The sequence below is a fragment of the Novosphingobium sp. ERW19 genome (assembly GCF_012641315.1).
In the GTDB taxonomy this organism is placed as follows: domain Bacteria; phylum Pseudomonadota; class Alphaproteobacteria; order Sphingomonadales; family Sphingomonadaceae; genus Novosphingobium.
In genome coordinates this window covers 303,187-315,443 of record NZ_JABAIC010000005.1, presented here as the reverse complement: position 1 = coordinate 315,443, position 12,257 = coordinate 303,187, and the positions used below count along the sequence as shown (strand labels likewise).

Genomic DNA, 12,257 nt, shown 5'->3' with positions numbered 1-12,257 from the left:
TACGCATATGTAGCGAGGATGACAACTGAAAACTCATTATATCGGATGAATGCGTCGCATTGCATGGCGAGTGTTGCGCAAAGCGCGCATCTTTGCATTGCCGGGCTTGTCCCCGGTGAACGCGCGACGACGCGCCACGCCGCGCCACGCCGCGCCACGCAGCGGCAGTTCCGTCTTCATCGAGAAAGGCAGGCACGCCAGTGCCGCGTCAGCATTGCGCGGCACTCGCTTGGACTTGTGCGTTACTTCAATCCGTAGCGCGCGTAATCCTGCACCAGACCGGGCGTGACCTTGCGGAAGTAGGCAAGGTCGGCCTTCGCTTCGGGCTTGCCCATGGCATTGCCGATCCACGCCCTGAGATAGAGCGACGCCAGTTGCGACGGCGAGATCTTCAGAGCGGATTCGACGTCGGCCAGCGCGTTCTGCAGATTGCCTTGCGCCACCCAGGCCAGTGCCCGGCTGTCCAGCACGGCAGCAGCATTGGATGCGCGCTCTACCGCCTGATTGCACACCTCGATCGTGCGGTCGGCATCCACCCGGAAGCGCGCCCGATACCAGCACGCTGCATTGAGCAGCGACGTGTCTCCCGGCTTTTCCTCGATCAGCGCGTCGACCTCTTTCAGACCATCGGCACCCTTCCCTGCATAGGCAAGGATGTCTGCACGGGTCAGGACGATGCCGGTATGCTCGTCACCCATGTCGTCGTATTCGGTCAACAGGGCCAAGGCTTCGTCGGTCTTGCCTTCACGTCCAAGCGCCCCTGCAAGCGAGATGGCATTGGACACCGACGGCGCCAGCTTCAATGCCTCGCGGTGATCCGCGATCGCATCGGTCCAACGCCCCATCTGCCGCTTGGTGAAGGCCCGCCTGCCAAAGGTCCAGGCATCGGGCGCCATCGCAATGACCTTGTCCCAATCGGACAGCGCGCCCGCCAGATCGTAAACCGATTCCCGCAAATCGGCGCGGCGCGCCAGTGGGTCGCTTTGTGCATCCCCGGTTTCCCGCGCCAGCGCCTTTTCATAGGCCGCCTCAATCGGCGCAATGCGCGCCTTGAGCGAAGGCTGCTGATAACGCCATGCGCGTGCTGCGGTGGAGGGGGCAACAAGGAAGGGGACCGTGTTGCGCAGGCGCAGTGCCTTTGCCTTTTCGACAGGGATTTCCGCCGCAGGCAGTTCACCACCAAGCGACGCGCGCTCTTCGCTGACGCTGAAGCGCTGGCCTTCGAGCGCGCCCTTGCGGGTAACGGTCGTGCCAGCGAATGTTGCCTCGTAGTCGGCTTTCCCGCCCAACTTGAAGCCCGGCTCGTCAGCCGGAAGCAGAACTTCCATTTCCTCGCGCACCCGTTCGGCGCGGCCAAGGTTCACCGGAATCGCTTTCCAGTTTGCCCGGCTGCGGTCGTAATCGAACGCGGCGCTGGCACTGCCCAGGCCACGCATATCCATGCGCTTGGTGCCGTCACGGTCCTGAAACAGGGAAATGACCATGCCTTCGATCGTTACGGTCGCCGTTCCGGTTTCGCTGTCAAACGCGGTTGTTCCTCCAGTGATGATGCCGCCATCATCGGTCAGATCCTTGAAGATCGAATCCCCGATGGATTTGATCATCTGCTTTTTCTGTTCTTCGCTGGCCTGTCCGAACGCCGCACCAAGGTTGCTGCCCAGCATCCCCGCGAAAGTGGACGTCGCCGAGATCAGTGCCGGCATCTCGACCCCGGCGCGCTGATCGATCGTCAGCTTGACCGAAGCCATCGCAGCTTGGGGCACGCGCGGTTCCATCGCCATGAGCGGCGCGCCTTCCGCCCGGATCGGCAGCGCATGACGGAACGGCGGGACGTCGGCCAGCGTCTGCAGCCGCGTGCCGGTTGCCGTGCCGTCGAGCCAATAGGTCGTCCCGGCGATTTCGGCCCGCACGATGACATGATCGAATGCCGCCGGCATCGGCAGTGAATCCGGCACGGCATCGCCGGTCTGGCTGTTCACGGCGACGACCTCGGCCTTGATGCCCAAGGCTTCCAGCAAGGACAGCAGCAGCAGGGATTTGGCCTTGCAATCGCCGTAGCGCGAAGTCCAGGTCAGCGACGGGGCCTGCGGCACGTAGTTCCCGCCCGCCATGCCGTTCAGCAGGTAGCTCACCTGATCCTGCACCAGCCGCGTGGCCAAGGCAGCGCGGGTCAGCGGGTCAGCGCTCTGCTTCTCGATCTTCGCCACTTCTGCTGCGAGCGGGCTGCCCGCAGCGATCGCGTCCTTCGTGGAATAGAGCGGTGCGAACACCCTCGAGACTTCTTCCCAGCTGCCGAACGTGGTGGCTTCCAGCGTGGGCGCCCGGGAAAAGCGCGATGGCGCGCCTTGCGGCATTTCCTCGCGCTTTGCCAAGGGCAGCGCCACGTTCACAGTGTGCCAGCCGTCCTTGATGCTCTCGGTTGGACTGCCCGCCGAAGGGCCTGCCTGCCATTTCACGGCAAGGCCTTCGGGCCAGGAGACGCTGGTGCGCGCAAAACCAGCCTCCAGCGGCAGGGTCAACAGTCCGCTGTCGATTTGCACTTTCCCCTGCAGCGCCTTGTCGCGCATGGTCTGGCTATAGGCAATGCGCAGCACGTCCCCGACCTGCAGGCCGGGAATGGCTAGGGTCGCGGTCAGCATGCCGTCGATCTGGCGCTGTTCCAGCCCGCGTTCGCGCCGCAACACCTGATAGCGCGCGCCGCCCTTGAGCACGTCAACCACCTTGCCCGCACGCAGGATCTCGACGCGGTGGACCGTCAGATCGCCCTTGTCAGGCATCCAAACGGCAGAACTCGTGCCGCTCTGCGTCAGCGATTCCGGGCTACCCAGCTTGAAGGCCTGGTCGACATAGACCCGCAGCGTTTCGCCCTCGATCCGCTGTTGCACGTCCAGCAGAGCGATCGGGGTGCTTGCTGCGGTGTCAATCCTTGTCGAATCGCGCACGTCGGCCCATTTGGGAGCAGGGCCGTAGAGGACATTGTCTCCAGCAAGTGCCGGAGCAGTAGTGGCAAGAAGACCGACAACGAACAGCGCGAATCTATTGCGCACGCAAACCCCCTGAAATTGAGGGGATTACCTGCCTTCTATTTGTAACGCTGGCAATTGCCGTTCAAGCCGGCTGCACAGCCTTTATGCGCGATAGCACCATTTCGGCATGTTCCTTCCGGCAGATCAGCAGGTCGGGCATGTAGGTGTCGGCCTGGTTGTAAACCAGCGGGCTACCGTCGATGCGGCTGCAATGCAGGCCGTGCGCCAGCGCCACTGCGACCGGCGCACAGCTATCCCATTCAAACTGACCGCCGGAGTGGAGGTAGATGTCGGCATCGCCCAAGATCACGGCCATCGCCTTGGCCCCGGCGCTGCCCATCGGCACAAGTTCGGCCCCGATCGCTTCGGCCACGGCCACTGCTTCATGCGCCGGGCGCGTGCGGCTGACGACCATGCGCAGACGCTCGGGCGCCGGGGGAATCTGGCGCGGTTGATCGGTGCGCAGCACAATGCCGGCGCCGGGCAGTGCCACCGCGCCAATCGTTGCCACACCGTCGATAGCCAGGCCGACATGGACCGCCCAGTCAGTTCGCGCCTCGCCATATTCGCGCGTGCCATCGACCGGGTCGACGATCCAAGTGCGCGAGAACTGCAGCCGGTCGAGATTGTCCTTTTCCTCTTCCGAAAGCAGGCCGTCTTCCGGCCGCTGTTCGCGCAAGGCGTGAACGAGGAACTGGTTGGCCGTGGCGTCACCCGCCTTGCCCAGCTGCTTGAGGCTCAGCATACCGCTTTCGCGCACCGTCAGCAGCAGCTTGCCCGCCACTTCAGCAAGATGGGCGGCAAGTTCCGCATCGGTCATCGCAGGCGCAGCGGTCACGGCATCGGTCATTCGGAGAGGCTCCCTCAGGCTCGGCTTGCAATTCAGACCATCGCCCGTAAACCAAAGCTCCCATATGGGAGGAAACGGTGGCCTTTACGCATACGGATCAGCAGGAGCTTTTCCTGCCGCTTGTCGAAGGTGTGCACCAGACGCCGCCGTGGGGTGCCTTCATGCGCAACCTCGTCGCGCGCACCTATGCCCGCCGCGCGTTTCTCATCATTACCCTGGCTAATGCCATGTTGTCGCAGGAACCCACTGTCATCCACGTTACTGCGCCGCGCGCCGTGCGCGAACCGCAGCTCGACTTCCGCCGCATCAACGCACTAGGCCTGCACCCATATGGTCAACTGCGGCCAGGCCGCGTCTACGCCATCGACGAGATGTTGGATTTCGACAACCCCACGCGCCTTGCCCTGCAGCGCGGCGCGCTGGCGGAAATGGGCATCCGCTATGGCCGCTGGCTCCGCGTGAGCGCGGGCGGCGCGGCCGACGCCTGGCTGCTGCTGGTGCGCGAGCGTGAGGATTTCAGCTCTGCTGCCGTATCGACCCTTGCGGCGATCGGCCCACACCTTGCCGCCTCGCTGCGCACGCTTGCCGGGCTTGCCGAACAGCGCCTGCAGACCGCGATGGCACAAGCCGCCCTCGCCCGGCTTGGCGCGGGTCAGCTCGCTTTCGATGCCGGGGGGCGGGTCATGGCAACCGACCCGCAAGCGGAGCGGATGCTGACTTTCGCCCCTGCCCCCGATCCCCGCGGCGGACGCCGGCTGCAGCTTCTGCCCGCTGCTGCTGGCGCGCTTGAAAAGGCCTGCAGCGCAATCGCCGAAGGTAGCATCGAAGCGACCGCGGTCCTGCTTGACCCGGCGCGTGACCTGCACATGCTCCTGCGCAAATGCGACCTTGTCCTGCCCGAACCGCACGCCCGCCCCGCCGTGATCGGAACGCTGCGTCTGGCCGTGCGTGAAGACGAGCGCGCGGGGACCCGCATCCTGCGCGAATTGCACGGACTTTCGGATCGGGAGGCCGCGCTTGCCGAGAAGCTGAGCCGTGGCGAGACGATCATTGAAGCAGGGCGTGCCCTGCGCCTGACCGACGAGACCGCACGGAACTATTCCAAGCGCATCTATGCCAAGACGGGTACGCGCGGACAGGGTGACCTTGTTCGCGAGGTGCTCGGCGGCCTGACCCCCTTCGCCTGAAAGTGCCGGAACCAATGACGGAAGTTCCTGATCTATCCGCCCGCCTCACCGCTCTTGAAGATCGCGAAGCTGTGCGTGAGCTTATTGCGCGATATGGGCCACTTGCAGATTGTGGCGATGCCCGTGCCCTTGCCGAACTGTGGACCGAGGACGGCGAATATGTCGTCACCGGTTTTGCCACGGCCAGAGGACACTCTGAGATCGCCGCACTGATCGATGGCCCGGTCCACCGTCAGCTCATGGCCGATGGCTGCGCGCACATCCTTGGCCCTGCTGTTGTCACGGTCGCAGGCGATGCCGCCACTGCGCGCTGTCATTCGTTGGTGCTGCGCCACGAAGCGGGCAGCTTTGTTGTCCACCGTGTTTCGGCCAACCGCTGGACTTTCCGGCGCACCCCACAAGGCTGGCGTGCGGTGCGCCGCGAAAACGCCCTGCTCGATGGCGCGGAAGCAGCGCGCGCGCTCCTGCAGGGCGTGTAGGTTCAGCCCCCGCGCGATACCGGAATCAACGCGCCGCTCAGGTTCCGCGCTTCGGGCGATGCAAGGAAGACGATCACCTTGGCGAGAGATGCAGGCTGCACCCACTGCGAGAAGTCGGCATCGGGCATGTCGGCCCGGTTGGCCGGCGTGTCGATGATGCTCGGCAGTACGGCATTGACCGTGCAGTCAGTGCCGGCGAGCTCAGCAGCAAGACTCTCGGTCAGCTTGTGGACGGCTTGCTTGGAGGCGGCATAAGCCCCCATCCCGCTGCCCGCCACCAGCGCGCTGCCCGCACCGATATTGACGATCGCCGCGCCCGGCGTCGCGGTAAGCGTCGGCAGCGCGGCCTTGGTCATGGTCACGCAGGTCGTCGCGTTCATTGCGAACATTTTCGCCCAGGTTTCCGGTCCGCCATCGGCGAGCGTCTGCCACACGAAACCGCCCGCCACATTGACCAGCACGTCAATGCCGCCCAAGGTCGCCTTGACCTGCTCTACCGCTGTCGCTGCAGCTGCGGCATCGGTCAGGTCCACCCCGCCGATGTCGAGCCCGCCGGGGTTTGCATCGGCCGCCGCAGTCGTGAAATCGATCCGCGCCACCTTGTCGCCATTATCGCGGAACGCCTGCGCCACCGCGCGCCCCAGCACGCCGAAACCCCCTGTAACGATTACCGAACGCATCGTGTCAAAAACTCCTTCAGGGCCGTTGCGAATGGCGTATGCCACCGTCGACCACTATCTCAGTCGCCGTAATGTAGCTTGCTTCATCAGACAGGAGGAAGCGGATCGTCGTTGCGATTTCTTCCGGCTTGCCGAACCTGCCGAGGAATATGCGCGGTCCGTAAAGCTGCGCCATCCCATCCCTCATCTCGCCAAGGATCGGCGTGTCGATCATGCCGGGGCTGAGCGCGTTGATGCGGATGCCATCGTGCGCAAGCTCGTCCGCCATGGATCGCACCAGCGATATGACCGCACCCTTGGCCGCCGTGTAGATCGGGATCATCCCGTTGCCAAACCATGCGTTGATCGAGGATATCGCCACCACCGCACCACCCGGATGCGCCTTCAGGTCATCGCGGAAGGCCTGCACCAGTTCGATCACCGCGCGCACGTGGAGGGCCATTCCAGCGTCGAAGTTTTCGGGTGTGACTCCGCCGATCCCGGTTTGCAACGCCGTGCCTGCCCCGTGGACGATACCGCCAATGCTGCCAAGCGTAGCACGCGTCTCGGCTGCGGCAGGGGCAACTGCCTGTGGATTGCGCAAGTCCACCGCCTGCCCCACAGCCGAAACGCCATATCGCGCGGCGATGTCGGCCGCCGCAGCTTTTGCGCCATCGGCATTGATGTCCCATAGCGCCACCGGTCGTCCCACTTCGGCCAGCGCATGGGCCGCGGCCAGGCCGATGCCCGATGCCCCACCGGTAATCACCACGCCCGTCCCTGGTGCGCCCAGCCGCTCGTCACTCACGCTCATGCCGATTCCTTGCTTGATGGATTTTTAGCGAGACACACCGTGTCAAACCCCAGAACATGCGCCACGCGGCCAAGGCCGACCCAAGCCGCCACGCAATGCGCCAGATCGACGATCTCGCCATCGCTGAAGACCTCGTGCATCCCGGTCCAGAAATCCTCGTCAGCGGCCAGCCCTTGCGGATCCGTGCCGAAGCGTTCGGCAAAGGCCATGGCGAGCCGTTCCCGCACGGAAAACAGCCCGGATTCCCGCCAGTTCTCGACCGCCGCATAGAATGCCTCGTCAGGCGCCGGGCCATTTGCCGTTACCAGTCGCTCGGGTGTCTCGCCGCCCACCGAAAACGTGCGCTCGGCATCGCGGGCTGCGCGGAAGTCCTGGCAGATCATGCAGCCGTTGATCTGCGCCGTGCGCATTCGCGCCGCCTCGAATTCGCGCATCGAAAGGCGTGTCTCGCGATAGACCGCAGAGGAAAATCCGGCAGCCGCAGCCATGATTTCGCGCGCATGGGTTCGCGCAGCAAAGCCATAGGGATCGCCAGCCTCCTCAGTGGGCACGGAAATGCGCAACATCGGCAGACACTCCTCAGTTATCAGGAATTTCGGGCACGGCGGCCATCGGCGGCACGTTGTGCGACCAGCCCATGTCCTCGTGGCGTTCGGCAATTCGCCAGCCATCGGGCGTGCGGACAAGCCTGTCACGATACCACAAGCCGATGAAGAAGACCTGCTCCTCGCCAGCAGTGTTGCGATGAACCATCGGATTGAACAGGATTGTGCGCGCTCTGGCTTCGTCGCCGTCAAGGTCAAGCTTGGTCGTTGCCACCATGTGCTGGAACATCGGGAAACGCTCGAGCGCCACCGGCAACCACGCCTTGATCTGCGCAAGGGTCCCCGCGGCGCCCCCGGTTTCGGAATAGTCGATGCGCGCATCAGGCGTGAATACGCCGTCAAGCGCGTCCCAATCGCGTTCGTCGATCGCGAAGCAATAGCGCGCGAAGAGATCCTGGATTTCAAGCCTGTCCGAGATTTCCTGAAGCGACATCATAGCGCTTTCCTCTCTGCCCCATGCCAGGCTGCGAATCATGCGCAACAGCCCTATTATTGACCTTTACCGTCACACTTATCGCAGAACTTGTCCAAATTTTTTACGCAAGTTGGCTTGAAGTCATGAGGATAGCAGTTGCCGCTGCTCTGGCTGGTGTGGCAAGAATCATCAGGATAGTCGCCTGCGACGAAACTGACACACCGGAGCATACCCCCGCAGATCGCAGCCGTGCACCGGCAGCAGGTGAACGCCGCTAGTCCTTCACGTGCAACGAGCCGCAATTTTATCAAGATCAAAAGCCGATATGCTTTTTGATTGACGATTTGCGTATCTGTTGCGATATCTTTTTACGAATGCATTGCCACGTCAAGCATTGCGTGAGTCGAAAGTCGTACCGGAGGAGAGGCCGCTCATGGCCAGCGCAGCTGCAATTTCGCTCGAAAGCTCGATCCCGTCGGGCGAAGAGCTCGTCGCCCGGGCAAGGGCCATGATCCCCGCCTTGCGCCAACGCGCGGCTGAATGCGTCGCCGGGCGCGACGTTCCGGCAAAATCCATTGCCGAATTCCACGAAGCCGGTTTCTTCCGCATCCTTCAGCCCAAGCGCTGGGGCGGCTACGAAATGCACCCTAACGTGTTCTACGACGTGCAGAGGGCGCTTGCCGAAGGCTGCATGTCCACCGGCTGGATGTACGGCGTGGTCGGCTGCCATCCTTACGAAATCGCGCTGTTCCACGAAGAGGCGCAGGCCGAAGTCTGGGGCGAGGATAGCTCGACGCTGGTCTCGTCGTCCTACCAGCCCGTCGGCAAGGTCACCCCGGTCGAGGGTGGCTATCGCCTGTCGGGCCGCTGGGGCTTCTCCACCGGATCGGTCCACTGCCAGTGGGTCGTACTGGGCGCGATGGTCCCGCCGCGCGAGGCAGGCGGCGCGCCGGACATGCGCGCATTCCTGCTGCCGCGTGCGGACTATACCATCGATACTGACACCTGGCATGTCTTCGGCCTCCAGGGCACCGGCAGCCATGACGTGATCGTCGACGACGTGTTCGTGCCCGAACACCGCACGCACCGCTCGATCGACGGCTTCCTCTGCGCCAATCCGGGGCAAGAGACCAACCCCGGCCCGCTCTACACCCTGCCCTGGGCGCAGGTGTTCATGCGCTCGGTCTCGACCGCGGCCTTCGGCGGCGCGCGCGCGGCAATCAACGCCGCTGTCGAGATCTCGCAGAGCCGCGTCTCGACCAATACCGGCAAGGCATCAAAGGACGATCCCTTCATGAACGCGGCCATCGCCCGCGCCCACGCCGAGGTCACCGAGATGGAGCAGACCCTGCGCCTCACCTTCGAGGACCTCATGGCCCATGCCGAGCGCGGCGAGTCCATCCCGATGGAGAAGCGCACGTTCTACGCCTACAACTCGGCCAGCGTGGTGCGCCGCATGGCAGATCTGGTCGATGACATGGTCAAGCTGCTCGGCGGCCGGGCGATCTACATGTCCAGCCCGATCCTGCAGCCATGGCTCGATCTCCACGCAGGCCGCGCCCACGTCGCCAACGATCCGGCCAACCGCACTGCCGATCTCGTCGGCGGCATGCTCGGCCGCGAACCTTCCTTCACCTTCCTTTGAGCGAGCGCGCCCATGGCTGATCTCAAGACCGCCAGCCACAGCGTTACCGGTGGCTACGATATCGTCATCGCCGAAGCGGGCGATCCTTCCGCGCCTGCGGTCGTCTTCCTGCACGGCAGCGGCCCCGGCGCATCGGGCGCATCCAACTTCCGCCAGAACATCGATGCCTTTGTCGATGCTGGCTATCGTGTGATCCTGCCCGACCTGATCGGCTACGGCGGCTCGTCGAAGCCGGAAGGACTCGACTACACGCTGCAGCTGTTCACCGACACGGTCTACGAGGCACTCGTCGCGCATGGCGTGACCAGCGCGAGCCTCGTTGGCAATTCGCTCGGTGGCGGCATTGCCCTGTTGATGACGCTCGACCACCCCGGCTTTACCCGCAACCTCGTGCTGATGGCGCCGGGATGCGTGGCCGAGCGCGAGGCCTACTTCGTCATGCCCGGCATCACCAAGATGGTCTCCAGCTTCGGCGGTCCGGACTTCGACCTGGCCGAACAGAAGCGCCTCGTCTCGAACCTCGTCCACCCTGATTTTGCGCCGAACATTCCCGACGCATTGGTGGAAGAGCGTTTCGCCGTCGCCCGCACCCAGCCCAAGGACGTGCTCGTGCGGATGCGCACGCCCGACCTTTCGCCACGCCTGCCCGAGATCACCCAGCCGGTCTTCGTGCTGTGGGGCCTCAACGACGAGTTCTGCCCGGAAGCGCACTCGCGCCTGTTCCTCGATCACTGCCCCGATGTCCGCGCCATTATCTTCGGGCGTACCGGCCATTGGGTGCAGGTCGAACGCGCCGCCGAATTCAACGCCTATGCCATCGAGTTCCTCAATGCCCGTCGATAAGATCCAGCACTATGGCGCAGCGCTTTACGACGCACTGCGCGCCCGCAAGACCATCGCCCCGCTTATCGAGCAGGACCCCTCGCTGACGATCGATGACGCCTATGCAATCAACCTCGATTTCCTGTCGCGCCGCGTCGCCGATGGCGAGAAGGTCGTCGGCAAGAAGATCGGCGTGACCAGCAAAGCCGTGCAGGACATGCTCGGCGTGCACCAGCCAGACTTCGGTTTCTTGACCGACTGGATGCATGTCGAAGGCGATATCGACGTCGACGCCAAGGCGCTCATCGCCCCGCGCGCCGAGGCCGAGATCGCGTTCATCCTCAAGAGCAGCCTCAACGGCCCCGGCATCACCGCCGCCGACGTTCTCGCCGCGACCGAGAGCATCGCACCCTGCTTCGAGATCGTCGACAGCCGCATCGACGACTGGAAGATCAAGATCGTCGACACCGTCTCCGACAACGCCTCCTGCGGCGTCTACGTGATCGGCAAGGAACGTCTCGATCCCGCAGGGTTTGACCTGCCGAACCTCCACGTCGCCGTCACCAAGAACGGCGCGCCCCTGTCCGAAGGCTATGGCCATGCCGTGCAGGGCGATCCGGCGCAGGCGGTGGCCTGGCTCGCCAACACCCTCGGCGCCTATGGCGTGACGCTCGATGCGGGCGACGTGATCCTGTCAGGTTCGCTCGTCCCGCTCGCGCCCGCCGTGAAGGGCGACCGCTTCGAAATGACGCTCAGCAACGATGCAGGGCCGCTCGGCACCTGCGTCGCCAACTTCGTTTGAGGAACACTCCATGGCACGCGTGAAGGCCGCGATCATCGGCTCGGGCAATATCGGCACCGACCTGATGATGAAGATGATCAAGTACCCGCAGAACATGGAGCTGGCCATCGTCGTCGGCATCGACGAGAAGTCGGAGGGCCTCGCCATGGCACGCGAGCACGGGATTGCGACGACGCATGAAGGCCTCGAAGGCCTGCGCAAGCATCCGCTCTACAAGGACATCGGCATCGCCTTCGATGCGACCAGCGCCTACGCCCACAAGGTCCACGACGAGGCCCTGCGCGCCGACGGCATTCAGGTTGTCGACCTTACCCCCGCCGCAATCGGTCCGTTCACCGTGCCGCCGGTCAACATGGGCCAGCACCTCGATCAGCCCAACGTCAACATGGTGACCTGCGGCGGTCAGGCAACGATCCCGATGGTCGCCGCCGTTGCCCGCGTGTCTGAAAAGCTCCACTATGCCGAGATCGTCGCCTCGGTCTCCTCGCGCTCGGCCGGCCCCGGCACCCGCGCCAACATCGACGAGTTCACCCGCACCACCGCCCGCGCCATCGAGCAGGTCGGCGGCGCGACCAAGGGCAAGGCGATCATCATCCTCAACCCCGCCGAGCCGCCGATGATCATGCGCGATACCGTGTTCACCCTGTCCGAGGGCGGTGACGAGGATGCTATCCGCCGTTCGGTGGCAGACATGGTAGCCGAAGTGCAGAAGTACGTCCCCGGCTACCGCCTCAAGCAGGAAGTCCAGTTCGAGCGTTTCGGTGACAACAACAGGCTGAAGATCCCCGGCCAGGGCGATTTCACCGGCATCAAGTCGATGATTATGCTCGAAGTCGAAGGCGCGGGCGACTATCTGCCCAGCTATTCCGGCAACCTCGACATCATGACCGCCGCCGCCAAGGCCACCGGTGAACTGCTCGCCGCGCGCCGCATGGCCGCTGCTGCTGCCTGAA

Annotated in this window: 13 protein-coding genes; 6 read left to right on the top strand and 7 right to left on the bottom strand. The window is 64.1% G+C overall.

The genetic code is table 11. The features are described from left to right. Positions 1-36 precede the first annotated feature (36 nt). The 3 genes from HGI46_RS21895 to HGI46_RS12380 all read right to left on the bottom strand — a co-directional run bounded on the left by HGI46_RS21895 (position 37) and on the right by HGI46_RS12380 (position 3,846). A complete protein-coding gene (locus tag HGI46_RS21895) occupies positions 37-225 on the bottom strand; it encodes a hypothetical protein (protein ID WP_206065697.1) in 189 nt (62 codons plus the stop codon). A 17-nt stretch (positions 226-242) separates the two neighbouring features. After that, positions 243-3,047: a DUF3857 domain-containing protein gene (locus HGI46_RS12385; protein ID WP_168904418.1), complete on the bottom strand. Its 2,805-nt coding sequence runs from the start codon at positions 3,045-3,047 to the stop codon at positions 243-245. A 61-nt stretch (positions 3,048-3,108) separates the two neighbouring features. Beyond that, complete coding sequence (locus HGI46_RS12380) at positions 3,109-3,846, bottom strand: 3'(2'),5'-bisphosphate nucleotidase CysQ (RefSeq protein ID WP_168904484.1); 738 nt, start codon at positions 3,844-3,846, stop codon at positions 3,109-3,111. 107 nt (positions 3,847-3,953) lie between these two features. Between HGI46_RS12380 and HGI46_RS12375 the strand changes: the two genes are divergently transcribed. Both HGI46_RS12375 and HGI46_RS12370 read left to right on the top strand, forming a co-directional pair. Continuing rightward, the gene (locus tag HGI46_RS12375) at positions 3,954-5,063 is read left to right on the top strand and encodes a LuxR family transcriptional regulator (RefSeq protein WP_168904417.1); all 1,110 of its coding nucleotides are present in this window, start codon (positions 3,954-3,956) and stop codon (positions 5,061-5,063) included. A 14-nt stretch (positions 5,064-5,077) separates the two neighbouring features. Beyond that, positions 5,078-5,542: a nuclear transport factor 2 family protein gene (locus HGI46_RS12370; protein WP_118075427.1), complete on the top strand. Its 465-nt coding sequence runs from the start codon at positions 5,078-5,080 to the stop codon at positions 5,540-5,542. 2 nt (positions 5,543-5,544) lie between these two features. On the opposite strand, the gene HGI46_RS12365 is transcribed toward HGI46_RS12370, so the two are convergent. From HGI46_RS12365 to HGI46_RS12350, 4 genes are read right to left on the bottom strand one after another with little or no spacing between them, the layout of a single operon-like run. Further along, positions 5,545-6,222 carry an SDR family NAD(P)-dependent oxidoreductase gene (locus HGI46_RS12365; RefSeq protein WP_168904416.1) on the bottom strand — a complete coding sequence of 226 codons (678 nt, stop codon included), beginning with the start codon at positions 6,220-6,222 and terminating at the stop codon, positions 5,545-5,547. 16 nt (positions 6,223-6,238) lie between these two features. Beyond that, positions 6,239-7,015, bottom strand: coding sequence for an SDR family oxidoreductase (locus HGI46_RS12360; protein ID WP_168904415.1), 777 nt, complete (start codon positions 7,013-7,015; stop codon positions 6,239-6,241). Then, complete coding sequence (locus HGI46_RS12355; RefSeq protein ID WP_206065696.1) at positions 7,012-7,581, bottom strand: carboxymuconolactone decarboxylase family protein; 570 nt, start codon at positions 7,579-7,581, stop codon at positions 7,012-7,014. Before HGI46_RS12355 ends, HGI46_RS12360 begins: the two co-directional genes overlap by 4 nt. Before the next feature lie 13 nt (positions 7,582-7,594). Further along, on the bottom strand, positions 7,595-8,056 hold the full coding sequence (locus HGI46_RS12350; RefSeq protein ID WP_118075425.1) for a nuclear transport factor 2 family protein: 462 nt from the start codon (positions 8,054-8,056) through the stop codon (positions 7,595-7,597). A gap of 412 nt (positions 8,057-8,468) precedes the next feature. Here HGI46_RS12350 and HGI46_RS12345 point away from each other — a divergent pair, with 412 nt between their 5' ends. The 4 genes from HGI46_RS12345 to HGI46_RS12330 are packed head-to-tail and all read left to right on the top strand — an operon-like array spanning position 8,469 to position 12,256. Next, positions 8,469-9,680: an acyl-CoA dehydrogenase family protein gene (locus HGI46_RS12345; protein ID WP_168904414.1), complete on the top strand. Its 1,212-nt coding sequence runs from the start codon at positions 8,469-8,471 to the stop codon at positions 9,678-9,680. A gap of 12 nt (positions 9,681-9,692) precedes the next feature. Next, positions 9,693-10,523, top strand: a complete 831-nt coding sequence (locus HGI46_RS12340; protein WP_168904413.1) for an alpha/beta hydrolase — start codon at positions 9,693-9,695, stop codon at positions 10,521-10,523. Continuing rightward, positions 10,510-11,304, top strand: coding sequence for a fumarylacetoacetate hydrolase family protein (locus HGI46_RS12335; protein WP_118075421.1), 795 nt, complete (start codon positions 10,510-10,512; stop codon positions 11,302-11,304). The genes HGI46_RS12340 and HGI46_RS12335 overlap by 14 nt, the downstream gene beginning before the upstream one ends. 10 nt (positions 11,305-11,314) lie before the next feature. Beyond that, positions 11,315-12,256, top strand: coding sequence for an acetaldehyde dehydrogenase (acetylating) (locus HGI46_RS12330; RefSeq protein WP_168904412.1), 942 nt, complete (start codon positions 11,315-11,317; stop codon positions 12,254-12,256). Position 12,257: the final 1 nt, after the last annotated feature.